The 26,768-nt window shown below is 65.9% G+C and carries 23 protein-coding genes and 1 tRNA gene; 14 read left to right on the top strand and 10 right to left on the bottom strand.

Annotated features, from left to right (window positions below; genetic code table 11):
• Positions 1-7: 7 nt before the first annotated feature.
• Positions 8-904: a transcriptional regulator GcvA gene (gene gcvA / locus QNJ67_08765; protein ID MDJ0609057.1), complete on the bottom strand. Its 897-nt coding sequence runs from the start codon at positions 902-904 to the stop codon at positions 8-10.
• Between the two features lie 118 nt (positions 905-1,022).
• Between gcvA and QNJ67_08760 the strand changes: the two genes are divergently transcribed.
• Positions 1,023-2,207 (top strand): aromatic ring-hydroxylating dioxygenase subunit alpha, encoded by a 1,185-nt coding sequence (locus tag QNJ67_08760; protein MDJ0609056.1) that lies wholly within the window; start codon positions 1,023-1,025, stop codon positions 2,205-2,207.
• A 3-nt stretch (positions 2,208-2,210) separates the two neighbouring features.
• Here the strand turns inward: QNJ67_08760 and QNJ67_08755 are convergent, their stop codons facing one another.
• The 3 genes from QNJ67_08755 to QNJ67_08745 are packed head-to-tail and all read right to left on the bottom strand — an operon-like array spanning position 2,211 to position 4,848.
• Positions 2,211-3,524 carry an O-acetylhomoserine aminocarboxypropyltransferase gene (locus QNJ67_08755; protein ID MDJ0609055.1) on the bottom strand — a complete coding sequence of 438 codons (1,314 nt, stop codon included), beginning with the start codon at positions 3,522-3,524 and terminating at the stop codon, positions 2,211-2,213.
• Complete coding sequence (locus QNJ67_08750; protein ID MDJ0609054.1) at positions 3,521-4,039, bottom strand: CoA-binding protein; 519 nt, start codon at positions 4,037-4,039, stop codon at positions 3,521-3,523. Before QNJ67_08750 ends, QNJ67_08755 begins: the two co-directional genes overlap by 4 nt.
• Positions 4,036-4,848: an enoyl-CoA hydratase gene (locus QNJ67_08745; protein ID MDJ0609053.1), complete on the bottom strand. Its 813-nt coding sequence runs from the start codon at positions 4,846-4,848 to the stop codon at positions 4,036-4,038. The genes QNJ67_08750 and QNJ67_08745 overlap by 4 nt, the downstream gene beginning before the upstream one ends.
• A gap of 143 nt (positions 4,849-4,991) precedes the next feature.
• Here QNJ67_08745 and QNJ67_08740 point away from each other — a divergent pair, with 143 nt between their 5' ends.
• Complete coding sequence (locus QNJ67_08740) at positions 4,992-5,417, top strand: PaaI family thioesterase (GenBank protein MDJ0609052.1); 426 nt, start codon at positions 4,992-4,994, stop codon at positions 5,415-5,417.
• A gap of 9 nt (positions 5,418-5,426) precedes the next feature.
• Here the strand turns inward: QNJ67_08740 and QNJ67_08735 are convergent, their stop codons facing one another.
• The 3 genes from QNJ67_08735 to QNJ67_08725 all read right to left on the bottom strand — a co-directional run bounded on the left by QNJ67_08735 (position 5,427) and on the right by QNJ67_08725 (position 7,400).
• On the bottom strand, positions 5,427-5,753 hold the full coding sequence (locus QNJ67_08735) for a cytochrome c (GenBank protein ID MDJ0609051.1): 327 nt from the start codon (positions 5,751-5,753) through the stop codon (positions 5,427-5,429).
• Between the two features lie 77 nt (positions 5,754-5,830).
• Positions 5,831-7,087 (bottom strand): PQQ-dependent sugar dehydrogenase, encoded by a 1,257-nt coding sequence (locus QNJ67_08730; GenBank protein ID MDJ0609050.1) that lies wholly within the window; start codon positions 7,085-7,087, stop codon positions 5,831-5,833.
• A gap of 238 nt (positions 7,088-7,325) precedes the next feature.
• Positions 7,326-7,400, bottom strand: a tRNA-Val gene (locus tag QNJ67_08725).
• A 98-nt stretch (positions 7,401-7,498) separates the two neighbouring features.
• Between QNJ67_08725 and QNJ67_08720 the strand changes: the two genes are divergently transcribed.
• The gene (locus tag QNJ67_08720; GenBank protein ID MDJ0609049.1) at positions 7,499-8,353 is read left to right on the top strand and encodes a DUF3108 domain-containing protein; all 855 of its coding nucleotides are present in this window, start codon (positions 7,499-7,501) and stop codon (positions 8,351-8,353) included.
• Positions 8,354-8,600: 247 nt separating this feature from the next.
• Complete coding sequence (locus QNJ67_08715; protein MDJ0609048.1) at positions 8,601-9,779, top strand: cyclic nucleotide-gated ion channel; 1,179 nt, start codon at positions 8,601-8,603, stop codon at positions 9,777-9,779.
• A 92-nt stretch (positions 9,780-9,871) separates the two neighbouring features.
• On the opposite strand, the gene QNJ67_08710 is transcribed toward QNJ67_08715, so the two are convergent.
• Entirely contained in the window at positions 9,872-11,380 is a 1,509-nt protein-coding gene (locus tag QNJ67_08710; GenBank protein ID MDJ0609047.1) for a tetratricopeptide repeat protein, read from the bottom strand.
• Between the two features lie 297 nt (positions 11,381-11,677).
• Here QNJ67_08710 and QNJ67_08705 point away from each other — a divergent pair, with 297 nt between their 5' ends.
• The 4 genes from QNJ67_08705 (at position 11,678) to QNJ67_08690 (ending at position 16,095) form a co-directional block, all read left to right on the top strand.
• The gene (locus QNJ67_08705; GenBank protein MDJ0609046.1) at positions 11,678-14,239 is read left to right on the top strand and encodes a PAS domain-containing protein; all 2,562 of its coding nucleotides are present in this window, start codon (positions 11,678-11,680) and stop codon (positions 14,237-14,239) included.
• Positions 14,236-14,865 carry a response regulator gene (locus QNJ67_08700; protein ID MDJ0609045.1) on the top strand — a complete coding sequence of 210 codons (630 nt, stop codon included), beginning with the start codon at positions 14,236-14,238 and terminating at the stop codon, positions 14,863-14,865. The genes QNJ67_08705 and QNJ67_08700 overlap by 4 nt, the downstream gene beginning before the upstream one ends.
• Before the next feature lie 254 nt (positions 14,866-15,119).
• Positions 15,120-15,512 (top strand): response regulator, encoded by a 393-nt coding sequence (locus tag QNJ67_08695; protein MDJ0609044.1) that lies wholly within the window; start codon positions 15,120-15,122, stop codon positions 15,510-15,512.
• A 241-nt stretch (positions 15,513-15,753) separates the two neighbouring features.
• Positions 15,754-16,095: a hypothetical protein gene (locus QNJ67_08690; protein ID MDJ0609043.1), complete on the top strand. Its 342-nt coding sequence runs from the start codon at positions 15,754-15,756 to the stop codon at positions 16,093-16,095.
• A 42-nt stretch (positions 16,096-16,137) separates the two neighbouring features.
• Here QNJ67_08690 and QNJ67_08685 read toward each other — a convergent pair whose 3' ends face one another.
• Positions 16,138-17,193 carry a 2-oxoglutarate and iron-dependent oxygenase domain-containing protein gene (locus QNJ67_08685; GenBank protein ID MDJ0609042.1) on the bottom strand — a complete coding sequence of 352 codons (1,056 nt, stop codon included), beginning with the start codon at positions 17,191-17,193 and terminating at the stop codon, positions 16,138-16,140.
• A gap of 248 nt (positions 17,194-17,441) precedes the next feature.
• Here QNJ67_08685 and QNJ67_08680 point away from each other — a divergent pair, with 248 nt between their 5' ends.
• Together QNJ67_08680 and xylB are read left to right on the top strand one after the other, a co-directional pair.
• Positions 17,442-18,110 carry a hypothetical protein gene (locus QNJ67_08680; GenBank protein MDJ0609041.1) on the top strand — a complete coding sequence of 223 codons (669 nt, stop codon included), beginning with the start codon at positions 17,442-17,444 and terminating at the stop codon, positions 18,108-18,110.
• Between the two features lie 45 nt (positions 18,111-18,155).
• Positions 18,156-19,670, top strand: coding sequence for a xylulokinase (xylB, locus tag QNJ67_08675; GenBank protein ID MDJ0609040.1), 1,515 nt, complete (start codon positions 18,156-18,158; stop codon positions 19,668-19,670).
• Between the two features lie 44 nt (positions 19,671-19,714).
• Here xylB and QNJ67_08670 read toward each other — a convergent pair whose 3' ends face one another.
• Complete coding sequence (locus QNJ67_08670) at positions 19,715-21,046, bottom strand: glutamine synthetase family protein (GenBank protein ID MDJ0609039.1); 1,332 nt, start codon at positions 21,044-21,046, stop codon at positions 19,715-19,717.
• A gap of 170 nt (positions 21,047-21,216) precedes the next feature.
• Here QNJ67_08670 and QNJ67_08665 point away from each other — a divergent pair, with 170 nt between their 5' ends.
• The 4 genes from QNJ67_08665 to QNJ67_08650 all read left to right on the top strand — a co-directional run.
• Positions 21,217-21,930: an SDR family NAD(P)-dependent oxidoreductase gene (locus QNJ67_08665; protein ID MDJ0609038.1), complete on the top strand. Its 714-nt coding sequence runs from the start codon at positions 21,217-21,219 to the stop codon at positions 21,928-21,930.
• 447 nt (positions 21,931-22,377) lie between these two features.
• A complete protein-coding gene (locus QNJ67_08660; GenBank protein ID MDJ0609037.1) occupies positions 22,378-24,480 on the top strand; it encodes a CHASE domain-containing protein in 2,103 nt (700 codons plus the stop codon).
• A 196-nt stretch (positions 24,481-24,676) separates the two neighbouring features.
• Entirely contained in the window at positions 24,677-25,939 is a 1,263-nt protein-coding gene (locus tag QNJ67_08655; protein MDJ0609036.1) for an RT0821/Lpp0805 family surface protein, read from the top strand.
• A 398-nt stretch (positions 25,940-26,337) separates the two neighbouring features.
• A partial coding sequence (locus tag QNJ67_08650) for a CHASE domain-containing protein (protein MDJ0609035.1) occupies positions 26,338-26,768 on the top strand: 431 nt, incomplete at its 3' end.

Here is a 26,768-nt window from a genome sequence, read left to right as displayed (position 1 = left end):
CCCTGGCCTAGCTTTCGCCTTCGGCCTCGGCGTGCAGCCAATCATAGAGCGCCCGCGCCGCCTCGGTCAGCGCGACCTGCTCGGGCATGACCGTGTAATAGGCATCGGGCGCGGCAAGGCTGGCCGCAATGGGTCGAACCAGCGACCCGGCTTCGACCAGAGGCTCGACCAGCCGGCGCCAGCCGAGCGCGACACCTTGGCCCGCCTGGGCCGCCTGGATCAGGATCGTGTAGTTGTTGAAGCGGGGCCCCGGAATCTTGGCCGGTGGCATCACGCCCTGGCTCTTGAACCAGTCCCGCCAGGTCAGCCAGGAAGGCTCGCCAGCCTCCTGGTGCAGCAGGCTCGCGCCGAGCAGGTCCGCCGCTTCATGCAGGGCAGGGCCGCCTTCCAGGTAGGTCGGATTGCAGACCGGAAAGATCTCCTCGTCGAACAGCCGTCGGGCATCGAGACCAGGCCAGCGCCCGGTGCCGTAGCGCACCGCGATGTCGATGCCCTCGGCCCGCGGGTCGACCGTCGTGTCGGAGGCGATGAAGCGTAACTCGAGATCGGGATAGGCTGCCTTGAAGCGGTCGATCCGCGGCATCAGCCAGAAGGCCGCGAAGGCAAGGGTCGTGCAGACGGTGACCAGATGGCGTCCCTGGTCGGGCCTGAGCGCGGCCGCGGTCTCCGAGATATGCCCCAGGCCCATGGTGACCGCCGCCCAGAGGCGCTCGCCCTCGGCGGTCAGTCGGACGGCCCGGTGCAGCCGACGGAACAGGGCGACGCCAAGATGATCCTCCAGGCTGCGGATCTGCCGGCTGACCGCGGCCTGGCTGACGCCGAGTTCGACCGCGGCTGCGGTAAAGCTGAGGCGCCGCGCGGCCGCCTCGAAGACCACCAGGGCATTCACGGGGGGCAGCGGCAATTGACGGATTGACATACGCTGAGGTTATGTGATGCGTGAGAATTTGTCCAATTTACAGGATGAGAAAGGCAATACAAATGTATTGGGCGAATGCTCAACCCGTGCCGGAGGCGCCCCCATGACCATGGAGACGAATCTAGAGACTGGTGTTCTGGCGCCTGTTCTGAACCCGATCGAGACCGCTCGGGGGTTGCCCAACCAGGCCTACACATCCGAGGCCTTCGCCCGCCTGGAACGGGACCGGCTGCTGGCCCGCACCTGGACTTGCATCGGCGTGGCCAGCGAGGTGCCCGAGCCCGGTGACGTCAAGCCGATCAATCTGCTGGGTCTTCCGCTCATCCTGCTGCGCGACCGGGCCGGTGCGATTCGGGTCTTCCACAATGTCTGCAGCCACCGTGGGCATGAGCTGGTGACCGAGCCCGGCAAGGTGTCCGCCGTCCTCCGCTGCCCCTACCACGCCTGGGCCTACGGGCTGGACGGGGCGCTGCGCACCACGCCGAACCTCGGCGGCCCGGGCCGGGCGGCCTGTGCCGGCTTCGACAAGGCGCGGTACGGCCTCAAGGCGGTGCGCACGGCGGTCTGGTTCGACGTGGTCTTCGTCAACCTCTCCGGCGAGGCACCGGACTTCGCCGAGCAGGTCGCGCCGCTGGCCGAACGCTGGGCCGCCTTCGATCCGGCCCAGCTGCGCCACGGCGGCGCTGACTCGATCCTGAGCTTCGATCTGAACTGCAACTGGAAGCTGGCGGTCGAGAACTACTGCGAGGCCTACCATCTGCCGACGATCCATCCGGGCCTGAACAGCTATTCCCGCCTGGAGGATCACTACAACATCGAGGAAGACAGCTTCTCCGGCCAGGGCAGCACGGCCTTCGCGCCGCGCCTGCTGGAAGACGGGCCGGAGCTGCCGCGCTTCGCGAAGCTGCCCGCCCACTGGAACGGCCGTGCCGAGTACGTCGCGCTCTTTCCCAACGTGCTGCTCGGCATCCACGACAACCACTTCTACGCGGTCCACATCGAGCCGGTGGCGGCCGGACGCACCAAGGAGCACTTCCACATCTACTACGTTGGCGACGCACCCCTGGGGGCGGACTTCGCGGCCTTGCGCGCCGCCAACGCCGAGGCCTGGCGCGGCATCTTCGAGGAGGACCGCGGCGTGGTCGAATCGATGCAGCGCGGGCGGGCCTCGCCGGCCTTTGACGGCGGCGTATTCTCGCCGGCCATGGATGGTCCGACCCACTGCTTTCACAAGTGGGTCGCGGCCGGGCTTGTGCCAGCAGACCCTGCGGCTCTCGCGGCGGAGTGAGCTTTACTCCGCCGCCTCGGCTTTGCCGGCCTGGCGCAACGCCTGATCCAAATCGGCGATGACGTCCTCGACGGTTTCCAGGCCGATTGAAAGACGGATCACTTCGGGGCCGGCGCCAGCGGCGATTCGCTGCTCTTCGGTCAGCTGCCGGTGGGTGGTCGACGCCGGGTGGAGGATGAGCGAGCGGGTGTCGCCGATGTTGGCGAGGTGCGACAGCAGTTCGCAAGCCTCGACCACGCGCACGCCGGCGTCGTAGCCGCCCTTGATACCGAAGGTGAAGACCGAGCCGGAACCGCCGGAGAGATATTTCTTGCCGAGATCGTGATAGGGGCTCGAGGGCAGCCCGGCGAAGGACACCCAGTCGACCGCCGGATGGCCGTCGAGGAAGGTCGCGACCTTTTCCGCGTTGTGGCAGTGCCGCTCCATTCGGAGGCTGAGCGTCTCGAGGCCGAGCAGGGTCAGGAACGCGTTCATCGGCGCCATGGTTGGCCCCAGGTCGCGCAGGCCGACCGCGTGGGCGTGGGTGGTAAAGGCCATGTCGCCGAAGGTCTCGTAGAAGCTGAGGCCGTGATAGGCCGGCTCCGGCTCGGTCAGGCCGGCGAACTTGTCATTCTGGGCCCAATCGAAGCAGCCGCTGTCGACCACCGCGCCGCCGACCGACGTCCCGTTGCCGGAGAGGAACTTGGTGGTCGAGTGGACCACCAGGTCGGCGCCCCACTCGAAGGGCCGGCAGAGCAGGGGGGTCGCCATGGTGTTGTCGACGATCAACAGGATTCCGGCCTCCTCGGCGATCCTGGCGAGACCTTCCAGGTCGCTGACCACGCCGCCGGGGTTGGCTAGGCTCTCGACAAAGATCGCCTTGCACCTCGGTGTGACGGCTTTCTTGACGGCATCGAGATCGTCGACGTCGACGAAGTCGGCGTGCCAGTCGAACTTCTTGAAGGTTTTGCCGAACTGGGTGATCGAGCCGCCGTAGAGCCGGTTCGAGGCGATGAAGCGGTCGCCGGGTTCCATGAAGGTGAAAAAAGTGAGGATCTGCGCAGCGTGGCCCGAGGCGCAGCAGGTCGCGCCCCGGCCGCCCTCCAGAGCAGCTAGGCGCTCCTCGAGCACCGCGACCGTCGGGTTGGTCAGGCGCGAGTAGATGAAGCCGAAGGTCTGCAGATTGAACAGCGAAGCGGCGTGGTCGACGTCGTAGAAGACGTAGGAGGTGTTCTGGAAGATCGGCGTCTGCCGAGCCCCGGTGACCGGCTCCGGCTGCCCGCCGGCGTGGATCATCCGCGTCTCGAAGCCGTAGTCCTCGTCCTTGCGCTTGGTCATGCGATTCTGAGCCTCCGGCGCTTGCTGGAGATGACCTTGGAGTTGAAGCCGCCCCAGGAGAGCTCGGTGTTGAGCCGGCCGAACTCGATCTTGGGGCAGCGGTCCATGACGACCTCGAGACCGGCCGCCTCGGCCCGCCGCGCCGCTTCGTCGTCGCGCACACCGAGCTGCATCCAGATCACGGAAATGCCTTTCTCGGCGGCCACCGCGAGGGACTGGTCGACAATGGCCCCGGCATCCTTCGATGCGCGGAAGATGTCGACCATGTCGACCGGGCCCGGGATCGAGGCGAGGTCGGCATAGACCGTCTCCCCGAGGATTTCCTCGCCGGCGACCCGCGGGTTCACCGGGACCACACGGTAGCCCTTTTCCTGAAGATACTTCATGGCGAAGTAGCTGGGCCGGTTCCATTTCGGGCTCGCGCCGACCATGGCGATGGTGCGGGTGCGGCGAAGAATGCCGAGAATGTAGCTGTCGGGGTAGCTGTCGTGGTCCATGGCCGCGCGGCGTGTCACCGTCCCCGCCAGACCGGCTCGCGCTTCTCGATGAAGGCGTCGATGCCTTCTTCGGCGTCCTTGGCCAGCATGTTGGTCGTCATGACCTCGCTGGCGTAGGCGTAGGCGGCTTCGAGATCGAGGTCGATCTGGCGGTAGAAGGCCTCCTTGCCGATCTTCAGGGTGAGCGGCGACTTGGCGGCGATCCTGCCGGCCAGCGCGCGGGCCGCCTCGCTCAGGTCCCCCTCGGGTACGGCCTTGTTGATCAGGCCGAGGGAGACGGCGGTCGGGGCGTCGACCATCTCTCCGGTCAGCAGCATCTCCATGGCCTGCTTGCGCGGCACGGCCCGGGTGAGCGCGACCATGGGGGTCGAGCAGAACAGGCCGATGTTGACGCCCGGGGTGCCGAAACGCGCGGTCTCCGTGGCCACCGCGAGGTCGCAGGTCGCGACCAGCTGACAGCCGGCCGCGGTCGCGATGCCGTGGACCTGGGCGATTACCGGCTGAGGCAGGCGGGTCAGGCTGATCATCAGCTGGCTGCACTGCCGGAACACGGCCTGGAAGAAGTCGCGTCCGCCGCCCGAGCGGATCTCCTTCAGGTCGTGGCCGGCGCAGAAGCCCTTGCCATTGGCGGCCAGGATCACGGCGTGGACCGCGGGGTCCTTCTTGATCCGGTCGAGCTCCTCCTGGAGCGCCGCCATCAGGCCGAGGGAAAGCGCGTTGTACTGTCCCGGCCGGTTCAGCGTCAGGGTGGCGATGCCATCCTGGTCCTCGCGAAGCAGAACCGGGTCGTCGGTTGCCAGGGCGGCTGGGGCGGCGGGAGCGGTCATGAGGCGCCTCCTCGTGGCTGGTCGGCGGATCATAGCATCCGATCGAGGGCCTGGAAGCAAGCCGTCTGGCGATAAGGCCTTGGCGTCGTCGCCCGCGAGCGGCTATGAGGTCACGGCCCAACCGACCAATGCCGAGCACAGCGATGTCCAGGATCACTCTAGAAGACGCCAAGGAATTGACCGAGAACGCCCTGCCCTGGGCGCAGGACATGGGCTTCTCTGTCGAGCGCATCGGCAAGGGGTCCTGCACGGTACGCATGCCTTGCAAGCCATCCTTCATTCGCCCCGGCGGGACCGTGGCGGGGCCGCTGATGATGGGTCTCGCCGACTTCGCGGTCTACATTGCGGTGCTCAGCGAAATCGGCCGCGTCGAATTGGCGGTGACCACCAGCCTGAACTGCAACTTCCTGCGGCGTCCCAAGCCGAGGGACATGATCGGCGAGGCCCGCCTGCTGAAGCTCGGCCGACGGCTCGCCTACGGCGAGGTCTCGTTGTTCACGGCGGGAGAAGAAGGCGAGGGGCCGGTGGCCCATGTCACGGCGACCTACTCGATCCCGCCGGAGCGCTGACCGGCCTGTCTATTCCGGCAGCTCCACCGAGAACTTGATGGCCGAGTACCAGGCGATCAGGTCGGCGATGTCGTCGTCGCTCAGGCCTTGGGCGACGATAGACATCTCGCGGTGGTGCCGCTTACCGGAGCGGAAGGCCTCGAGCTGGGCCTTGAGGTAGATGTTGCTCTCGCCCGCGATGTGGGGCACGTCGGGGCGCTTGCTGACGCCGTCGATGCCGTGGCAGACGGCGCACTGCCGGGCCTTGGATCGCCCATCGTCCTTCGAGCCCGCGGCCAGGACCGGGCCGGCGCTTAGCAGGGCCATGATCGCGAGAATGCTCGGGGGGGCTTTCATCGGTGCTCCTGAAAGCAAGCCACCCCCGGCGCGGCCGGCCCCGCCGGGGGTGGGCTGGGTATCGGTGAAGGTACGCTCTAGCGCTCGTAGGAGATACGGTAGATCGCGCCGGCGAAATCGTCCGAGACGAGCAGCGAGCCGTCGGGCAGCGTCGCCACGTCGACCGGGCGGCCGTGGTACTCGCCGGTTTCCGGATCGAGCCAGCCCTCGGCGAAGACCGTCGTCTTGTCGGCGCCGCCTTCATCGTTGAGGCTGGTGAACATGATCCGGGCGCCGATCGGGGTGGTTCGGTTCCAGGAACCGTGCTGCGCCGAGAAGATGCCGCCGCGGTACTCTTCCGGGAACATCCTGCCGTTGTAGAAGGTCATGCCGAGGTCGGCCGCGTGGGCGTCCATCTCGACCTCGGGCGCGACCGCGTCGGCGGGCGGCTCGCTGTCCTTGTACTCCGCGGTGCGAGCCTTGCCGCCGCCGTACCAGGGGAAGCCGAAGTGCTGACCGGGACCGGTGGCGCGGTTCAGCTCGCCCGGCGGTATGTCGTCGCCCATGCCATCGACCTGGTTGTCGGTGAACCAGAGCTGGCCGTTGGCAGGGTTGAAGTCCATGCCCACCGAGTTGCGCACGCCGCGGGCGAAGACCTCGCGGCCGGAGCCGTCGGTGTTGACCCGGATGATCCCGCCGATCCCCGTCTTGTCGTAGAGCCCCATCTTTTCTTCGGGGAAGACGTTGAACGGCTGGCCTAGCGAGACATAGAGCTTGCCGTCCGGCCCGACGCGGCACACCCGCGCCGTGTGGTTGTAGCTCTCCTCGTCCTGGGGGATCAGCTCACCCTTTTTGACCACCAGGAAGGCTGCCACGTCCGGTCCCTCGAAGAAGAATTCGGCGGCCGGGAAGACCAGAACCCGATTCTGCTCGGCGATGTAGAGGAACCCGTCCTTCGAGAAGCAGGGGCCGTTGGGGATCGCGAAATCGATCGACGGCGCGAAGGCCATGACCTGATCGGCGGTCCGGTCACGGTCGCGGTCGACCACGGACCAGACGCTGGTCTTGCGGGTGCCGACGAAGACCACCGTACCCTGGGGCGCCACGGCCATGTGGCGGGCATCGGGAACAACGGCGTAGAGGTCGATCTTGAAGCCGTCCGGCAAGGAGATCCGTTCAAGGTTCTTGCGTAGCTGGTCGGCGCGCTTGCCGGTCTGGTCGATGGTCTCCAGATCCAGCGGCGTGCCTGTGGTCTTGAAGGCTGAAAGCTTTTCCAGGTTGTCCGTCGCGGCGAAGGCCGTGCCGGAGAGCCCCATGGCCAAGACAGACGCCACCATGGCCCTTGTCATTGACATCCTGATTCCTCCCGAGATTGGCAAGGGTTGCAAAGATCTCTTGTTTTCAGAGATTGCCTGCATCTTGACGGCTCGCCAGAGGCATTTCAACCACAGGCCGATGTCTTGGCGACCTCTTCGACCGCAAATCTCGGGGCTTGACGCTGTCCGCCGGGCACCCGACTTCATCCCTGTCGGGTGCCGCGGTGGTGTGCTACAAAAAGTTGCATGAAGATCCGTCGCGGACGGACAACGTATATGGTGGGTGCGGCTGGGATTGAACCAGCGACCCCCGCCGTGTGAAGACGGTGCTCTCCCGCTGAGCTACGCACCCGATATCGCGAAGGATCGGGCGGGAGATGTAAGATAGGCGGGTCTGGGCTGTCAAGTCGGTCCGCTCTCGGGACGAGACGAGGCAGGAGGGCGGAATCAATGACTGAGGAACGGGGCCGCGGCGCGAAGGGCCGCGCCGGGCGGCGAAGGATCCCCGGCCTGCGTGCCGCCGCAGCTTCCCTAGCGCTCCTCGCGGTCTCTTCGCCGCTCAGTGCGGGACAGCCGCTCTCGCTGGATTATCATGTCTACGCCGGCGGTTTCCACGCCGTCTCCTTCAGCACGGTATTCAACATCGAGAAGGAGAGTTACCGCGCCCGGGTCAACCTGCGCAGCAACGGGTTCATCGACCGTTTGTTCAGCTTCTCCATGGAGGCGAAGGCGGACGGCCAAAGCGGCGCGAACGGCATCACGCCAAACTTCTTTCGAACTTCCAACCGGTGGCGGTCGAGCGGCGAGCGTTTCGTAGAGATTTCCTACGACAGTCCGGGCGCCGTGCCCCGAACCGTCGTGGAGCCGCTGCCGAAACTCGACGAACGCGATCCCGTGCCCGACGAACTGCGGCGCAACACGCTGGACCCCCTGAGCGCCATCGTGCAGCTGATCAGCAGCATCAGCGACAGCGAGCGCTGCGAGTCCAAGGCGGCGGTGTTCGACGGTCGCCGGCGCTACGACCTGGCGGCCCGCCACCTCGGCGAGATCGTCCTCCAGGCCAGCGACGTGGCGCCTTATGGCGGCCCGGCGGTAAAGTGCGCGATCACCGTGGAACGCATTGTCGGGCAGTGGAAAAAGAGCAAGCGCTGGCGCGAAGCCGGCCGCCCCACGATCCACGTCTTCCTGGCCCGTCTCGATCCCGATGCGCCCCTCGTGCCGGTTCGAATCGAGGCAAAGAACAGGATCGGCCAGGTGAGGGTTCATCTGGTCGGCAGCGGCGGCACCGCCCTCGCCGAGCGATGATCGCTGCCGTCGAGCCTGATTGACGGCCGAGAGCTGCCCGCGGAGCCGTCGCGCAGTTTACCCGGGGCCCGTGGCCAACGGGTGAACCTTGGGGGCCCCACCGCCATCGGGGCCTCTTCCTCATAGTGCCAAGCACGCACCGGCCTGCCGGGATCGCGCCGGCCGGCCCCAGCCCGCTCTGGTCAGGCAAGAGGTGCCGACGCTAGATTGAACGCTGTTCTCTCCGTCGAACCGAACCCAGAACCAGATGTCGCTGTCCTATCACGAGACCCCTGACACCCCGCGGCGGCAGACCTATTTCTTGCTGGAGGCCGGTCATACCGGTAACCGGGCGGCGCGGGCCTGTGATTGGGTGATGATCGTCCTGATCGTGGCCAATGTGGCGGCCGCCGTTCTGGTAACCGTGGACAGCCTGCGCGCGTCCTACAGCAAGGCCTTCGAGTACTTCGAGATCTTCTCGGTTGCGGTCTTTACCGTCGAGTACCTGCTGCGCCTCTGGGTCTGCGTCGAGCACCCCTCGATCCGGCCCCTGGGGCCGGTCAAGGGGCGGGTCAAGTTCGCGCTGGGGCCCTTCGCCCTGATCGACCTCCTGGCGATCCTGCCATTCTACCTCGCGTTCTTCCTGCCGGCCGCCGACCTGCGCATGTTACGGATTTTCCGCCTGCTGCGCCTCTTGAAGCTGGCGCGCTACTCGCCGGCGCTGGCGACGCTCTGGCGTGTCCTGGTCGACGAGCGCCGGGCGCTGGCCGCGGCCTTGGTCATCATGCTGGGTTTGCTTACGCTGTCCGCCGCGGCCATGTACTACGCCGAGCGCCAGTCCCAGCCCGAGCTCTTCAGTGACATCCCCTCCGCGATGTGGTGGGCGCTGGCGACCTTGACCACGGTCGGTTACGGAGACGTTGTGCCGATCACGCCGCTCGGCCGGGCGATCGGCGGCCTGGTCATGCTGTTCGGCCTGGGCATGTTCGCCCTCCCGATCGGCATCATCGCCTCAGGCTTTGCCAGCGAGATTCATCGCCGCGATTTCGTCGTGACCTGGGGCATGGTGGCCCGGGTGCCGCTCTTCGCCAAGCTGGACGCCTTGTCGGTTTCGAGGATCACCAACCTGCTGCGCGCCAGGGTCGTCGATCCAGACACGATCATCCTGCGCCGGGGCGATCCCGCAGATTCCATGTACTTCATCGCCAGTGGCGAGGTCCGGGTCGAGCTGAGTCCCCGGCCTCTTGATCTGGGCGAGGGTGATTTCTTCGGCGAGATGGCGCTGCTGCAGAAATCGCGGAGAAGAGCGACGGTACGGTCGATCTCGCGATGCCGTCTTCTCGTGCTCGAGGCCGAGGACTTCAACGAGTTGATCGAGTCCGACGGCGATCTCAGGGAAGCCATCAACGAGGTGGCCGAGCGCCGGCTTTCCGACAACGCCGGGTGATCCCAGACGGAGCCTCGAGGATTAGCCGGCACGTCTTGGATGGCCGAGAGCACCGCCTGTGAACAGGCGCTGATCGCCGGATCGGCGGGCCGTCAGTCCTGCGGCATGATGTCGAAAGCGATGCTGATGCGGGTCTGGTCCGAGGAGAACGGCAGGGTCCGGTGCGGGAGGTAGGAGGGGAAGAGCAGCATCAGGCCCTCCTGTGGCCGGATCAGCTTGATCGGCGGCTCACGCTCGGTGGCGTGGCGCAGCAGCGGCCGGCCGAATTCGATCCAGCCGGCTTGTTCCGCGCCTTCGTCCTCGATCAGGTCGGGCAGGGCGGCGTAGTAGACGCCGCTCAGCCAGCCCGAAGGATGGATGTGGGGAATCTGGAAGCCCTGCCGTTCCATGACGACTGCCCAGGCGGTCAGAATCCAGGACTGTGGCGGACGGGCCAGGAAGGGGTGGGCCGGGTCGGGCGGCAGCGCTCTGCCGTAGTCTTCGATCGCGGCGCAGATCATGGCCTCCAGCTGGGCGACCGGCCCCTTGGGCTCGATCAGGAGCTCGGCGCTGTGCCGGCCCTCCCGGGTCGCCCGGCCCTGGGGCTCGTACTTCAGGGTCGGGTGGTCGAGGACGTGACGCGCCAGGTCGCGATTGAACGCCGCCAGGCTCTCGTACTCAGGGGCCCGGTCCCATAGCTTCGGCAGGATGAGGCGGTCGTAGTCGGCCAGCGCGTCGAGCTCCGTTTCGCGGCCGAGCGCGGCCAGTGCGGTGGTCTTGAGCGCCAGGGCCTCGGTGTGGCCGGGATGCCGCGCGAGGCAGGCGTCGCAGCTGGCGAGCGCGCCCGCGGCGTCGGATAGCTCGAGTTGCAGGTCGGCCGTCAGGCAATAGGCGTGCGCCGCGTCAGGAGCGCGCGCCGTGACCTCGCGGCACGCCGCGAGCGCCCGGTCGAGACGCTCGCCCCTCCTGGCGGAGGTCACCACGCAAGACAGGGCCTGCACGTTGCGCGGCGCCAGTTCCAAGGCATGAAGCGCGGTTTCGATGGCCTCCTGCGCCTTGCCCAGCTTGCCGAGCGACAAGGAGAGATGGCACAGCGCGGGGATGAAGTCCGGCTTCAGCTCGAGCGCCTGGCGGCACGCTTCGACAGCCTCGTCCTCGCGACCCAACTCCGTCAGGGTGCTGCCCAGATTGCACAGCACGCCGTAGTGGTCGGGCTTGAGCGCCAGGGCCCGACGGTAGAACTCCTCGGCCTCCTCCGGGCGGCCGGCCGCCTTGAGCGTATTGCCGAGGTTGGCCAGGGCGGCGGGAAACCCCGGCTTCAGGCCTATGGCCTGACGATAGGCCTGCTCGGCTTCCCCAAACCGGCCGACCATCTCCATCACAATTCCGTGATTGAAATGGGCGTCGGCGAAGTCGGGTGCGATCCGCAGAGCTTGGCGGTAGGTTTCGATCGCCTCGTTGACCCGGCCGATCTGCTTTAACGCGATGCCAAGGTTGCAGAGTATCCCGGCGTTCCGCGGCGCCATGGCGGACGCGCGGCGATAGGCGGCAATTGCAGGCTCTAGGCGTCCTGCGCGGTGTAGAGCGACGGCCTGCTGAAAGGGGTCTGGGTCCGCGTGCATGATAGGTCTTCGGTACCAGATATGGTCGGCTTGCCTCGTTCGGCTAAGCCCGATGCTTTCCCCGAAGCCGGTCAAAAGCAAGCGTTTAGCGGCCAAGCGGCACGATCGCGGCATCGATAAACTGTTAGAGCGTTGACCGGATTTCGGCATAGAATGAATGGGTTAAGCATTGTAAACGAGAGCCGCTCGATGCCCGTGGGAGGCGCCGAATCACGAGGCCGAAGGGGGAAGGCCGACTTGCCAACGGGTAGTTGTTGCGACACAGTTATTCCCGTATAGGGGGAGTACGGGGGCGGAATGCTCGCAGAGAACATTCTTCGCTGGTTGTGTTTTGACCGGCCCGCCGGCGGCTCGGCCGAAGCCGGTGAGATCCGCAGTCAGCAACTGGCGTACTTCGTGCGCAACGTGCCGATCAACTCGGCGGCCAACCTGGCCAATTCGCTGATTGCGGCGGCGATCGTCTGGCCCTTCGTGCCGAAGGCGCTGATCCTGGCTTGGCTGCTCCCTTCCTGGATCTTCGTGATTTGGCATCTGCGCAAGTGGCAGGCGAACCGGCGCCGCCGCAAGCCGGCCTGGGTATCGCGGCGAGGTCCGCGGAGGGCAGCCTTCTGGGCGGCGATTCCCGGCCTGTTCTGGGGCTGCACCGCGATCTTCGTTTCCTATCTGCCGCCATCCCATTGGCTGCTCCTCATGGTGATGTGCGTCGGCATGACCGCTGGCGCGGCGGCGACCTTGGCATCGGTGCCGGCCGCGGCCTCCGCGTTCATCGTTTCCGTCTGCCTCCCGTGGCTGGTTCACTTCTTGTTGCAGGACGATCCCTACTTCCTGTCCGTGACCTTCATGATCGTCATCTTCATGCTGGCCATGTTGGCGACGACCCGCAGTGTCTTCTCCGCGATCATCGAGGGAATCCGGGTCCGGCATAAGAACGCGGCTCTGCTGCAGCAGTTCCGCGCCGAGCGCGACGAGTGGCTGGAAATCTCGGACACCGCCGAGGCCTTCGCGCTGTTCGACGGCGACGATCGTCTGCTGCTTTGCAACGAGAGCTATCGGCGCCTTCTCTCCCTGCCGGAGCACAGCCTGAAACGGGGCACCAGTTCCGAGGAACTGATGCGGCTCTCCTCGGCGCCCTTGGACCATGCGGGCGACGCGGTCGGCCACCGCGCGGCGCAGGACCCGCAGGCGCGGTCGAACACGATCGAGCATCTGTCCAACGGACGCTGGCTCAGAACATCGGACCGCAGAACGACCGGCGGCCGGCGGCTGGTCCTCCACGTCGACGTGACGGAGCTGAAGGACCGCGAACAGGCCCTGATCGAGATGCACCATGAGCTTCAGCGGAGCGAAAGGAGACTGCAGGACGTCGCCGAGGCTTCGGTCGACTGGTTCTGGGAGATGGACCAGGACCTTCGCTTCACTTTCATGTCGCGCAACATCGAGCGGCTCGCCGGCGTCTCGGCCGAGGCGCTGCGTGGCAAGACCCTGGGCGACGTCTTGACCGTCGACCGGACGACCGAGGCCTGGCGCCAACAGGAGCAGTCATTCGCGGCGCGCAAGCCGTTCCGCAACTACGTCCATGGCGGTATCGGCAAGGATAGCGAGTGGCGCTGGATAAGGCTGAGCGGGGTCCCCGTGCTGGGCGAGGACGGCGGGTTCCGCGGCTATCGCGGTTCGGGCAGCGACGTCACCAAGGAGGTCGAGGCCCTGGAGGCCCTGCGCGTCAGCGAGGAGCAGCTTCGGCTGGTCACCGACAGCCTTCCGGTCCTGATCTGCTACATGGACCGCGAGTGCCGTTACCTCTTCGCGAACAAGACCTGCGCCGAATGGTACGCGCGTCCGCGGGAGAAGATCGTCGGACACGAGGCTTCCGAGATCCACGGCGAGAGCTTCGCGAACTTCAAGCCGCACATCGAACGGGTCCTCGCCGGCGAGTCCGTCACGTTCGAGTTGACCAACACGTACAACGACGGCCGTCGCCGCGACGTCCAGCTGATCTATGTCCCTCACTTCAGCGATAGCGGCAAAGTCGACGGCTTTATCGCGCTCGCCGAGGACACCACGGAGCGCAGGCTGATTGAGGCCGAGCGGGAACAGGCGAAGCGGGCCTTGCACGACCGGGAGACCCGGTTGCACGAGCTGCAACGGCAACTCGACCAAGTCTCGCGGCTCCATGCCCTGGGCCAGCTGTCTTCCGCCCTGGCCCACGAGCTCAACCAGCCGCTCGCCGCCATCGTCAACTATGTGAGCGCAGGAGCGCGCTTGCTGGACCGGGACGAGGCGCAGCGGGAGCGGATCCGTGAACTGCTCGAGAAAGCGGTAACGCAGGCCGGTCGGGCCGGCGATGTGATCCGGCGTCTGCGCGGCCTCTTCGAGTCCGGCGAGCGGGAAGCCGCGCCCCACGACATCAATGATGTGGTCGAGGACGCCGCCGCGCTGGCGCTGATCGACACGCCCGCGAGGGGCATCGCCTTCGACCTCAGGCTCGCCCAAGACCTGCCGACCGTAATGATCGACCGCATTCAGATACAGCAGGTCGTTCTCAATCTCGTCCGGAATGCGGTGGACGCGCTGCAGGGCGAGGACCGCAGGTCTCTGGTCATCGAAACGGCGCAAGGGCCGGACCAAGAGGTCATCGTTTCGATCAGCGATTCCGGTCCTGGGCTGCCGGATGAGATCGCCGCCAGACTCTTCGAGCCCTTCGTCTCCAGCAAAGCCAACGGCATGGGGCTGGGACTGTCGATAAGTCAGCGGATCATCGACGCCCATGAAGGACGGATCTGGACGGAATCCGTGAAGCCGCAGGGCACTCGTTTCAGGTTCACGCTCCCGGCGGGGCAACTGGCCGAGGCTGCGGAATGAGCCAGGTACCTCTGGTCTACATCGTCGACGACCATCCGGCGGTACGGGAAAGCCTGGTCGCCCTGCTCGAGTCGGCCGGCCTCGAGCCGCTGGCATTTCCCTGCGCGGAAGACTTTCTCGCAGCCCTGGAGCCCGACCGGCACGGCTGCCTGTTGCTCGATTTGCGGCTGCCGGACATGAGCGGACTGGAGCTTCAGCGACGGCTGACGAAGACCGGCGCCCGACTGCGCACGATCATGATCTCCGGACACGGGGACGTGCCGCTCGCGGTTCAGGCGATGAAGGCCGGGGCCGTCGACTTCATCGAGAAGCCTTGCTCCGACACGGTGATCCTTTCAGCAGTGCGCCAGGCGCTGGACGAGATCAACCGCGCGAAGGCAGTGGAAGCGACCCGCCTCGAAGCCTCGCGTCGGTTCGAGCAGCTGACGCCGCGCGAGATGGAGGTTCTGAAGGCGCTGGTCAGCGGTCAGCCCAACAAGCAGATCGCTCACCAGCTCGAGATCAGCCCCCGCACCGTGGAGATCCACCGGGCGCGCGTCATGTCGAAGATGGCGGCACCCAGTCTGTCGCACCTGGTGAGGATGGCGATGGCCATCGGGATCGATGAGAACAACCCGGAAGGCTGAGCGCGGCTTGGCTCGGTTCGTCGCAAGGCATAAAGCGCTCGGCATCTTAGAGGGGCGAGCGCTACGCCCGGGCCTCGAAGGGCGAGAAGAGGCGGTTGACGGAGCGCCCTAGCCGCGGGCCCGTGCGGCCGCTGTCCGTGATTCTATTCGACCGGAACCAATTCAGGGCATAGAGTTAACCGATTAGGGTCCGCAACAAATGCTGTTCGGTATCAACCGAAGTATTTCCTCTCTTCAAGCCAAGATCCGAGAAAGTGGGAAAGCCGAGGATCTTCATTATCGACGACGACGAGGCCGTCCGGGATTCTCTTAGAGCTTTGCTCGAGTCCACGCATATGTCCGTCGAAACCTACGCCTCGGGGCGTGAATTCCTCGAGTCCTATCGCAACCGTGCTCCCGGCTGCGTGGTGCTGGACATGGATCTGCCTCACATGAGTGGTCTCGAGGTGGTCGAGGTCCTCGCCGCGCGCGACGATTCGATCCCGGTCATTGTTATGACGGGGCGTTCGGAAAAAGCACTCCAACGGCGTTATCGGCGCGGCGGCGTCACGGCTCTCCTGGAGAAGCCGACGTCGGAAGGGGCCTTGCTCGAGGCGATCGACCAGGCGCTTTCCCGCTATCGGTCCGGTTCGGCCGGTACCGCATGAAAATGCTCGCTGGAAGCGGCGAGGCACGCGCTTACAAATGCAGCATAAATGCAATCTACAATCATAGTATGAGTTAAATATTATACGTACTATCCCGAATATCCACAACTCAAGGTATGTGGTTGGTTCGGCTCGATAGTAAGTGAATGGCGGTCTATTCGCCAAAGGGAGTTCAATGTTCAAGGAGAAAACAAAGCCTCAACGGGCTCGATCTCTGGTACATAGCCCGCCGATCGTTTCCTTGGCGCGGCGTCTCGAAGGGATCTACCGAGAGTTGGAGGGGCGGGACGTCGCCACCCTCGGTCCGGAGATCCTGGCACTGGAGCAGGAGATTGCCGACAGTCCGGCGACCGGTCTCCAGGAAGCGGCGATCCAGGTTATGCTGGCGGCGGCCTATGTGGAGCGGCTGCGCGAGGACCTCGTGGACGACACGGAAGACGCGCTCGACAAGATGCAGCGTTTGATGTGTTCGGCCCTGTCGGCCATCGTCAGGGAGTCGGGGGTCGATCTGGACGATGTCGGCGGGCAGCGTTACGCGCCAGAGTATCAGGATTCCCTCTGGCGCTTCCCGAAACCGCACTGACGTTCAATCGAGCGCGCCCGGTTTGCCGGGGCGGCGCTGGCTTTAGTCTTGCCGGAAACGGTCGTCATGGCCGTCGAGAGCTGTCCCCCGGTACGCGAAGGTTGCATCGATCCTGTCGAGCAGGTGCTGCCCGCCCGTGGTCGGCGGATAGCGGGCCGGGCGCTGCGGCGAAACGCAGGTCTCCAGGCAGGCCAGGGCCGCGTCGAAGTCCGGATCGAAGAAGAACGGCAGCGAATAGCGGTCGTGTCCCGAAAGATTGATGACCCGGTGCCGGGTGGACGCGTAGAGATCGTTGCTCCAGCGCGCCATCATGTCGCCGATGTTGACCACGAAACTTCCTTCGACCGGCGGCGCGTCGACCCAGGTGCCGGCGCAGTTCTGCACTTGCAGGCCTCCGCTCGCGTCCTGAGCCAGGATCGTCAGGCAGCCGAAGTCGGTGTGGGCCCCGGCGCCGAGGCGCTTCTCGGTGATTCTGCCGCTTTGCGGCGGGTAGTGCAGGGGGCCAAGGGTTGCCATCGGACCGGTCAGCTTATCCTCGAAGAAGTCCTCGCGGAGGCCGAGCGCCAGGGCGAAGGCGGCCATGAGATCTCGGCCAAGGCTGGACAGCGCCGCATAGTAGTCTTCCATGACCTCGCGCCAGCCGGGCAGGTTCGAGGGCCACTGGTTGGGGCCGTGCAAGGGGGTTCCGGCGAGCACCAGCGGATGGTCGGCTGCGAGGTCGCGACCAATCTTGATCCCTTCCTTGAAATCCCCCGCTGCGGTCTGCTGGGCCGGATCGAGGTTCTCTCCGCCGAGCGCGAAGTAGCCGCGATGGCAGGGCGACCGGGCGATCGAGATCAGGGCCTTCTCCGCTGAAGGCAGCTGAAAGAACCTCTTGGCCTGGGCGAAAGCCGCTTCGACGAGCGCGCGTGGCACACCGTGATTGACGACGTAGAAGAACCCGATGTTCCGGCATGCCCGGTCGATCTCGGCCGCGACCCGGCGCCGGTCCGCCGCGGTGCCGGAACGGAACAGCCCGAAGTCGACCAGCGGGATCTTCTCCAGGGGAAGGCGCTGCGCCACCAGAGTCGCGTCTATCGGCCGCTTCTGCACTGTCATCCTGCCTCGTCCCGGGAACGCCCCTGCCGACGCGTGGACGCCCCCGTTCGAACCCTCGTCATAGGATACACCCAAACCTTCCGGCCGCCGCCCGCTTCTCTGAGATGATGACCGGGGCATCACTGGGCAAGACCCTCGCGGCCTCACCGAGCGCGATCGGCGGCGGCGACGCGGCGCCCAAGGGAGATTGCAGCGGCGATGCTTGTGAACCATCCTGGCGCCGGGACTTCGCCGGACAAGGGTGACAGATGGTCGATTTCATTTTCATGCTGACCCGCAAGGACCGCACGGTGGAGGACTGTCTCGAGATCGTCGACCTGATCCAGCCTCTGGGCATAGAGCATATCGGTTTCAAGGACATCGGCGTTGAGCCCGCGACCCTGGCGGCGCTCAACCGCCGGATCAAGCAATCGGGCGCGACCAGTTACATGGAGGTGGTCAGCACCGCGCCGCAGGACAGTCTGCGCTCGGCCAAGACCGCGCGTGCGATCGGCGTCGATTGCCTTCTGGGCGGGACCGAGGCCGAGCAGATGCTGGACGTGCTCGGCGGCTCGGCGATCGCTTACTTTCCCTTTCCCGGGCGGCCCGCCGGGCACCCGACCAGGCTGGGCGGCGGCACCGCCGAGGTCGCCGAGGACTGCCGGCGTTTCTCGGTGCTCGGCTGCGCCGGTGTCGACCTGCTGGCTTACCGGGCGAGCGAGGCCGACCCGCTCGACCTGGTCCGCGCGGCGCGCGACGCGACGGACGGTAAGCTGATCGTGGCGGGCAGCGTCGATTCCGCCGCCCGGATCAGAGCTTTGGCGGCGGCCGGCGCCGACGCCTTCACGATCGGCTCGGCGGTCTTCGACGGGGCCTTCTCACCCCGGAAAGGGGCCACCACCTCCCAACTGCGCGACATTCTGGCCGCTTGCCCCTAAGCTTGCGCACCCGCCAGATGGAGCGGCCGCGGACCGGGACGAAAGATGGCCGGACGGAAAGAGTGCCTGTTAGGCGTTGATCTGGGCGCCGGAAGCCTAAAGGCGACCGTGGTGTCTGAACGCGGCCAGGTCCTCGGCGAGGCCGCCGAGGCGATCGAAACCGCCAGCCCGCGAGCCGGCTGGTCCGAGCAGGACCCCGCTGACTGGTATGCTGCGCTCTGCCGTGCCGTGCCGGAAGCCCTTCAAATTGCCCGGGTGCCGGCAGCCCGCCTCGCTGCGGTCGGTTTCTCCGCGGGGGCCCATACCCAGGTCCTGACCGACCGCGAGGGCCGCGTGATTCGTCCGGCGATTCTGTGGAGCGACCAGCGCAGCGCGGCCGAGTCAGAGGCGCTGCATCGGCGCGCCGGCGAGCGGATCGTCGCGATCGGATTCAATCGGGTCAATCCGACCTGGACCCTAGCGCAGCTTCATTGGATCAAGCACCGGGAACCGGAATCGGCGGCCCGTGTCGCCCGGCTCTTCCTTGCCAAGGACTACCTCAGGCACAGGGTGACCGGGGACTGGCACACCGACGTCAGCGACGCGGTCGGAACCCTGATGGCCGACTCCGCCCGAGGCCAATGGTCGGCGGAGCTCTGCGATCTGATCGACTGGCCGATCGAAACCCTGCCGCCGATCGTCCGTCCGGACACCCTGGTCGGGAGGGTCACCGAGTCGGCCGCCGCCGAGACCGGTCTGGTCGCGGGCACGCCCGTGGCCGCCGGCAGCAACGACACGACGGTGGAGCTCTTCGGCGCCGGGGCGGTCCGCGAAGGGCAGGGGGCGATCAAGCTGGCCACTGCCGGGGTCCTGTTCGGCGTGACCAAGGGGCCCAGCGTCTATCCGCCGGTCTCCTGCTATCCCCACGTGATCGAGGGGCTCTACTTCACGGCGACCGGCACCAACTCCTGCGCCTCTTCCCATCGCTGGCTGCGCGATCTCCTTTTCCCGGCCGGCAGCGGCCCGGGCGACGGCTACGCCGAGATGGACGCCCTCGCGGCCTCGGTGGGCGCCGGCGCCGAAGGCCTGATCTTTCATCCCTACCTTCAGGGCGAGCGCGCACCCTACTGGGACCCCTTTCTCAGGAGCCATTTCCTCGGGCTCACCCTGCGCCACGGGCGGGCGCACTTCGCCCGCGCCCTCTACGAGGGCATCGCCTTTTCCTTCCGTGACATGCTCGAGGCCATGCCGCCCGAGGCGCGCTTCGACGAGATGCGGATCATCGGCGGCGGCGCCCGCAGCGCGACCTGGCGCCAGATCATGAGCGACGTCTTGGGCCGGGAGATCTGCCGCCCGGCCCAGGGCGACGCCTCCTACGGCGCCGCGCTTATCGCCGGCGTCGGCGCCGGGGTCTTCGGCTCGCTGTCGGAGGCTGCCGAGCTCTGCGCGCCGGTCATCGACCGTGCCCGGCCCGAAGCGGAGCGTCACGACCTCTATTCGAAGCTCTTCGCGGTCTACAAGGAGGCCCAGGCCGGGCTCGCGCCGCTGGATCACCAGCTCCATGGTCTGTTCGAAGCCTAGAGCGGATCATGTTTTGACGGAAGTCGCCGCCCCGGCCAGATGCCTCAATAGACCTCCATGTACTCGCTGCGCTCCCAGTCCGTGACGTGACTTTGGAAACGGGCGAGCTCGGCTCGCTTGACCGTGGTGAAGACCTTGACGAAATCCTCCCCGAGCAGCGCGCGCATCTCCGCGTCCGCCTCCAGACCGGCGAGCGCGCGGTCCAGATCTGACGGCAGCTTCTCGAGGCCCTGGTTCTCTTCGGCGGGGCCGTCGACCGGCGGTCGCAGGGCCCGGCCTTCCTTAAGTCCCAGCAGGCCGGCGGCGAGCACGCCGGCGGCCGTCAGGTAAGGATTGCTGAGGCCGGAGGCGGCGCGCATTTCGACATGGGCGTTGTCGTCGCCGACGTCCTTGAGCCGGACCATGGCGGTGCGGTCTTCGACCCCCCAGGAGACATTGGAGGGGGCGAAGGTATGGGGCTTGAGCCGCCGATAGCAGTTCGGCGTCGGCCCGATCAGGGGCATCAGCGCGCCGGCGTGGGCCAGAATTCCCTCGGTGAAATGCCCCATGCGTTCGGCGATGGCGCTCCGGTTGCCGTCGTCCGCAAAGGCGCTCCTGCCGGTCTCCCGGTCGAGCAGGCTCATGTGGACGTGGCAGCCGCAGCCGGCCATGTCCGTGGCCGGCTTCGACATGAAGGTCGCGAGGTAGCCGGCCCGGTGGGCCAGCTCCTTGATGGCGTTCTTGAAGGTGAAGGCCTTGTCGGCGCCGGCCAATCCGATCGCCGGCCCGAAATTGATCTCGTACTGGGACGGCGCGTACTCGCAGTTGTGGGTAATCACGTCGATGCCGATGCCCTGCAAGTGATCGAGCAGCGTGTCGAGGAAGGGAACGTACTGGTTCCTCACGGTGTTGAAGATATGGACACCGCCGAACAGCGGTTCCCGGGTCTCCGCGTTCAGCAGGTAGAACTCGAACTCGTGGCCCATCATGACGTGGAAGCCGAGCTCGGCCGCGTGGTCGAGAACCTTCTTGAGCACGCTGCGCGGCGTGGCCGGGATCGGCTCTTCCGGCGCCCAGCGGGCGTCGCAGATCACCTTGGCCGTCCCCTCGAGCCAGGGCACGAGCCTGACCGTGGAGGGGTCGGGCACCAGCTGCTGGTCGCGGTAGCTGATCTCCTCGTGCAGTCCGCTGCCGCCGATCACGCCGGAGGCGCTGTCCAAGCCGACGACGCCGCCGTAGAGGTTCAGACCTCTGCGCGCGTAGCGCTCGACCTGGTCGATCGGTACGACCTTGGTGCGGCTCGTGCCGTGTAGGTCCGGCAGCTCGAAGCGCAGGTAGCGGACGTGCCTCGCTCTCAGCTCTTCGATCATCGCGGCGATGGGATCCGATGCGGCCATGTCTTCCCCTCCCTCGGCAACGTGAGCCCCGGGCGCCGACGCCGGGCCGCCGCCGCGGTCAAATCTAGCGTTGCGGCGCCGGTTCCCGAAACGCCAAATATGCGGAGCGGCGCAAGCGACCGGCCAGGCCGATCAGCGGCCGAGGACCGCGGGAAGAGGAGGAAATCGGGATGTTGTCACCACAGGGGCGCGTGATCATGGTTTCGGGAGCCAATCGGGGCATCGGGCAGGCTATTGCCCGCGCGCTGCACGGGAAGGGCTACAGCCTGTCGCTCGGGGCGCGCAGCCTTGAGGCACTGGAAGAGGCGACGGCCGACTTCGACCGGGCGCGCGTTGCCCGGCACCGCTACGAGGCGCGGGACCGCGCCGCTGCTGCCGCATGGGTCGAGGCCACGGCGGCGCGCTTCGGCCGGATCGACGGCCTGGTCAATGCCGCCGGCATACTTCTGTCGGCCGGCATCGAAGACGACGCGGAGCAGCGCTACGACGAACTCTGGGCGGTGAACGTCATGGGTCCCCTGGCCCTGACCCGCTTGGCGCTGCCCCATCTCCGGGCCGTGGGCAGCGGACGGATCGTCAACCTCGCCTCCCTGTCGGGCAAGCGGGTCGCCGGGGACAACGCCGCCTATCCGCTGAGCAAGTTCGCGGTGGTCGCGCTCAGCCACGCAACCCGGCGGGCCGGTTGGGAGGACGGGGTGCGCGTGACGGCGCTCTGCCCGGGCTACGTCGCCACCGACATGGTCAGCGACGTCGCGGACCCGCCGGCCGAGGCGATGATCCAGCCCGCCGATCTGGCCGAACTGGCGGCGACCGTCATCGCCCTGCCGAACACGGCGTCGGTGGCGGAACTCCTGGTCAGCTGCCGCTTCGAGGACAGCCTCTAGGGTGGGGCATAAAGCAAAATAAAGTAAAATTTGTTCAAAATTGAGTATTAAATTAAGTAACTGTTGACAAAAAACAATTGCCGGCGGTAATTTGTGAAACAACGGTAAATTTTCTTTTACTATCAAGTGGCTTCTGTTAGAAAACCCCACAATAAACGGGAAAAGAAGCCAGAGAGTAGCTGTGCTCACCCAATTCCAATGCGCGCGAGAGGCGCCGAACGATGGACCCGAGGTCGGCCAACAGTCCGCTGGACTGTTGCGCTCGTCATCGGCTTCTCCGTTCCTGTCCGTGGTCGCCCAAGCCGCTACCGGTGCTCCCGTCAATGCAGCCTCAAATAGTAACCTGCAAGATAATATTAAGCGCAGGCTTGTAGAAACGAGGGTTGGGATCCCCGGACGAGGGGTCTCGTGATGATGGTGACCTGGTCAGGAAAGCGAGGCCGGGACGTGGCCCTTACGAACGAACCCGAGTCGAAGGCGGTCGGTGAGGCTTTGCCGGCCGGCGGATCGGGTTCCGTGAACTTGTGGCGCCTCTACCGGCATCTCGGGCGCCGGTCCCTGGCGGCTCTCTGGCGCCGCCTGCGTCTCGACCGAGAGAGCATGCCGAGCCGTGACCGCTATCTCGTCATGCTGGTCTTCGTCGTCGGCGTGGTCTTCGCCACCGCGGGGTTCTTCGCGGTCGGCCATCACTTCCAAGGCAAGGCGCAGCGCGAATTCGAGGGACCGGCGCGGCAGTTTACGGCGGTCCTGACCCGCGCGCTGGATGGGTATCTCGGCTCGCTCAATGCCGTGCGCGCCTTCATGACCGCGTCCAACGACGTCGGCCGCTGGGAGTTCTTCGAGTACACGCGCGAAAACTTGCCGCGCTATCCGGGAACCCGCTCGCTCGAGTGGATCCCGCGGATCACCGAACAGGAGCGCGTGCCCTTCGAGCGCATGGCGCGCGATGACGGCCTCTTCGGCTTTCTCTTCACCGAACGGGACCGGGCGGGTCTCTCGGTCACCGCCCAGCGCCGGCCGCATCACTATCCGATCTATTTCGTCGAGCCGTTCAACGGTAACGAAGACCGGCTGGGGTTGGACCTCGCAGCCGACGCGACCGTGGTCGAGGTGCTGCATTTGGCGCGTGACGTCGGCAGCGCCGTCGCGACTCGTCATAGCGCGAAACAGCCTTCCTTCGCGGTGGTCTTGCCGATCTATCGTGACAACAAGGTGCCGGATACGGTTCAGGGTCGGCGCGACAACCTGCTCGGTTTCGTTCGCGGCATCTTCGATATCGGGGCCATCGTCGGCGACGCCTGGCCGGATCTCGTCAACCTATCGGGTTTCGACGTCTACCTCTTCGATACCGACGACACCAAAGGGGCGCGGACGCTGTATTATCATCCGTCTCCGCTGCGTGACGCCGCGCCTATTCCGCTGCCGGAAACCGAGGTTCTGCGCGGCCTCTATACCGCAGCCACCTACGGCCTGGCGGGCTGGGATTGGCTCATCGTGGTCAAGGCCGTCTCGAGCCCCTTCACCTACAACGTCGGGATGGCGGCCTGGGGCTTCTGGGCCATCAGCCTCCTGTTGACCTCCTTGCTTCTGCAGCACCTGGTCAGCGCCCAGACACGCACCAAGGAAATCGAGCAATCAGTCACGGCGCGCACGGCAGAGCTCTCGCTGGCGAACGCTTTCCTGAAGGAAGAGATCGACGAGCGGGTCCGGATCGAGGAGGAACTCCGCGCCGCCAAGGACCAGGCCGAAGCGGCGACCCGCACCAAGGCCGAATTCCTGGCGATGATGAGCCACGAGCTGAGGACGCCGCTCAATGCCGTCATCGGCTTCTCTGAGATCATCGGCCGGGAATCCCTGGGGCCGGTGGGCCACTCCCAGTACCGGGACTACGCCGAGGATATCCGCCTCAGCGGCACCCACCTTCTGACCCTGATCAACGATATCCTCGATCTTTCCAAGATCGAAGGTAAACGCTTTGAGCTGCAGGACGAGGTCGTCGACCTCTCGGCGATCCTCGGCAGCGTCTATCCGCTGTTGAAGCCGAAGATCGAGGACGGCGCGCTCTCGTTCCGGCGTAGCTTCGACACGCCGCGCCACCGGCTGCGCGCCGACGAGCGGGCCTTGCGCCAGATCCTGATGAACCTGCTTTCGAACGCGATAAAGTTCACGCCCAAGGGCGGAAGGATTTCGGTCGGCACCCAGCTCGACGACACCGGGCGGTTTCTGATCACGGTGTCGGATACCGGGATCGGCATTGCCGAACACGACATCAAGGCGGCCCTGCAACCCTTCAACCAGGTCGACAGCTCGCTGTCCCGCCGCTACGAGGGCACCGGCCTGGGTCTGCCCCTTTCCCAGCGGCTCATGCGGCTGCACGACGGCGTGCTGGAGATCGACAGCTCTTTGGGGCAGGGCACGAGGATCACGCTGATCTTTCCGAGTGACCGCGTGGTCGAGATGCCGCCTCTGAGCATCGTGGCTGATGACGAGGACGAGGATCTCGGCCCCAATGTGCCGCGCCTGCACGCGCGGCGCGGTCGGCGGCGCTGAGGACGCCCGCCATGACCAGCAGCCGACAGCCGTTCTCTAGGTGTTTGCCCCGCTCGGGGCGGCGGGTACCAATCCTTAAGACTTGTTTGATAGGCCAGCAACGCCGCCGTGTCCGGAACGAGAGGCGTTCCACGATAGCTTGCGTCACGGTGTTCAACCTCAAGTTTTTGGCTTAGCGACTTAGGCCGATCGACCGATGCCGACCGATTTTCAGCAACGGGATGAAGCTTGGCGATGGGCCGCCCCATGCCGCCGGGCACTGCTTGTCGGCGCCACCTGCCTGGCGCTCGGCGCCTGCTCCTTGCTGCCGGTCAGCCTGCCCGGCTCGCCCGCCAAGCCCGCCCAGCCGGAAAAGACCCGACCGTCCACCACGGAAAGGCCTCTCGACTATAGCCGCCTGTCGACGGCGGCCATCAACGATCCCTCGGCCATCGCCAAGGCCCAGACGCTCCTGGTCGACCTCGGCTACAAGGCCGGCGCGATCGACGGCCTGATGGGGCCGAAGACCAGGCGCGCGATCATGCGCTTTCAGGGCGAAGCGGGGATCGCCCGCGACGGCCGTGTCAGCGAGGCTCTGCTGGCGCGTCTGCGCGCCCAGCGCGAGGGGCGCTGGAGCCGGTCCGGGACCGACAAGGATCAGTTACCCGCCTACCGGGCGGGGACCCGGTTCGTCTACTCGGACGGCCGGGTGTTCACCATCGAGTCGGCGGACGGCGACTTCCTTCTGTGGCGCTCCAACCGGGGCGAGGAGATCAGCAGCTACCGGAACTTCATCCTTCCCCCGCTTGCCTGGTCCGACGAGCTCGGCCGGGGCATGCGGAGCTTCGAACTGAATCCCTCGGCCCTCTGGCCTCTGCGTTCCGGCGCCAACATTGGCTTTTCCGCCAGGCACCTGGTGAACAAGGCGAAGGAACCCGACGAGCGCATTATGGTCGTCGAGGAGTGGCGCTGCGAAATCGGCGAGGAAACCGAGGTCACGGTGGTAGCTGGGCGCTTCGACACCCTGGAGATCGCCTGCAGCCGCCAGAGCGACGACGGTTCGCCGGACCTTAGGCGCGTCTGGTACTATGCGCCGGCGGTCGGCCACTACGTCCGCGTGAACGACATCTACGACGCGGACGAGCAGGACCGTCACGTCGAGCTGGTCGCGATCCAGCCGCCCCGCGACGAGTGGCCGCCGGCCGCCCAGGCGGGCCTGGACTGGGCTCTCCAGCACGTCCTCGAGTCGGGTGAGCCCGGCAAGCAGTTCCCCTGGCGCAGTTCGGCCGTCGACACCCAGGTAACCATCGCCGCTCTCAAGACCTACGAGCGGGGTGACGGCCGCAATTGCCGAAACTTCATGCAGACCTGGACGACGGCCGGATCCCGCAAGAACTATCCGGGAACCGCCTGCCGGGCGGGTTCGGGCACCTGGGTCATTCCCGGCTTGGAAGGTTCGCTGGACCCGGTGGTGCGTTAGCGGGTCGTTTCAACCCCTGGGCGACACAAGTCCATTCTCAGCACGATTGGCGAGGCAGATTCTCGCGCCTGTCCGCAACGCGGGAAAGCTGGATCTTTCCTGACTGCTGTCGACGGCGACCGATTGCCTCGCGATTCAATCAATACGCGTTTTTCATCGGCCCGTTGGGGAAATCGAAATATTTTTCGATATAATTGAGGAATTAGACTTCATTTTATCGGTAGGTCGTGAAAGTACTTAAGAAAAATATTAATAAAAAGCCCCTATTATTGCTTAGGAACAGAATACAAACAATTTTCGCTAAAATGATGGCAAATTTTCTCAAACCGTATGCAGACCGCTTGGGGGTCTTACTGCGGGCTTTACTCGGGGGCAAGAAGCCATTCTGGCTCAGTGGCTTGTATCAAGCCTTCAAGAGCTATCGGAGCCACGCGGCGGTGCGGGACCAGGTGCTGGTCGTCTTCGTGCTCTGTTTCGGGGTTTTGCTTTCCATAGGCAGCTTCCTGGCGATCCAGAGCTCCTTCAAGGCGCAGGCGCAACGGGAGTTCGATGTGGCCGCGAGCCGCCTGCTCACGACGCTGGCGGATTCGATCGAGTCGAATCTCGACGTCGTGCGCCGCGGCGAGAGAATGTTCCGGGCCGAGGAGAAGGTCACCCGATGGAGCTTCTTCGACTACGCTCAGGAGTTGCTGCCCGACCACCCCGGTGTCCGCAGCCTGGCGTGGATCCCCAAGGTCGCGGCGGACCGCCGTTCCGCCTACGAGGCCGAGGCGAAGAAGGACGGCCTGTTCGATTTTCAGGTCGTCGAACGGCATGACGGCGTCGTCGT

The sequence above is a fragment of the Kiloniellales bacterium genome, assembly GCA_030064845.1.
In the GTDB taxonomy this organism is placed as follows: Bacteria; Pseudomonadota; Alphaproteobacteria; order Kiloniellales; family JAKSDN01; genus JASJEC01.
Note: the sequence above shows the minus strand (reverse complement) of the source record. Positions and strands in the feature narration are given on the sequence as shown.

Bases quoted from the DNA above. Each gene is read 5' to 3' on its own strand.
- QNJ67_08670 (MDJ0609039.1), bottom strand. From the start codon at position 21,046: ATGGCCGCATCGGATCCCATCGCCGCGATGATCGAAGAGCTGAGAGCG.
- xylB (MDJ0609040.1), top strand. From the start codon at position 18,156: ATGGCCGGACGGAAAGAGTGCCTGTTAGGCGTTGATCTGGGCGCCGGA.
- QNJ67_08745 (MDJ0609053.1), bottom strand. From the start codon at position 4,848: ATGACCGCTCCCGCCGCCCCAGCCGCCCTGGCAACCGACGACCCGGTT.
- QNJ67_08680 (MDJ0609041.1), top strand. From the start codon at position 17,442: ATGGTCGATTTCATTTTCATGCTGACCCGCAAGGACCGCACGGTGGAG.
- QNJ67_08700 (MDJ0609045.1), top strand. From the start codon at position 14,236: ATGAGCCAGGTACCTCTGGTCTACATCGTCGACGACCATCCGGCGGTA.
- QNJ67_08755 (MDJ0609055.1), bottom strand. From the start codon at position 3,524: ATGACCAAGCGCAAGGACGAGGACTACGGCTTCGAGACGCGGATGATC.
- QNJ67_08730 (MDJ0609050.1), bottom strand. From the start codon at position 7,087: ATGTCAATGACAAGGGCCATGGTGGCGTCTGTCTTGGCCATGGGGCTC.
- QNJ67_08705 (MDJ0609046.1), top strand. From the start codon at position 11,678: ATGCTCGCAGAGAACATTCTTCGCTGGTTGTGTTTTGACCGGCCCGCC.
- QNJ67_08715 (MDJ0609048.1), top strand. From the start codon at position 8,601: ATGTCGCTGTCCTATCACGAGACCCCTGACACCCCGCGGCGGCAGACC.
- QNJ67_08710 (MDJ0609047.1), bottom strand. From the start codon at position 11,380: ATGCACGCGGACCCAGACCCCTTTCAGCAGGCCGTCGCTCTACACCGC.
- QNJ67_08655 (MDJ0609036.1), top strand. From the start codon at position 24,677: ATGCCGACCGATTTTCAGCAACGGGATGAAGCTTGGCGATGGGCCGCC.
- QNJ67_08685 (MDJ0609042.1), bottom strand. From the start codon at position 17,193: ATGACAGTGCAGAAGCGGCCGATAGACGCGACTCTGGTGGCGCAGCGC.
- QNJ67_08735 (MDJ0609051.1), bottom strand. From the start codon at position 5,753: ATGAAAGCCCCCCCGAGCATTCTCGCGATCATGGCCCTGCTAAGCGCC.
- QNJ67_08720 (MDJ0609049.1), top strand. From the start codon at position 7,499: ATGACTGAGGAACGGGGCCGCGGCGCGAAGGGCCGCGCCGGGCGGCGA.
- QNJ67_08760 (MDJ0609056.1), top strand. From the start codon at position 1,023: ATGACCATGGAGACGAATCTAGAGACTGGTGTTCTGGCGCCTGTTCTG.
- QNJ67_08740 (MDJ0609052.1), top strand. From the start codon at position 4,992: ATGTCCAGGATCACTCTAGAAGACGCCAAGGAATTGACCGAGAACGCC.
- QNJ67_08665 (MDJ0609038.1), top strand. From the start codon at position 21,217: ATGTTGTCACCACAGGGGCGCGTGATCATGGTTTCGGGAGCCAATCGG.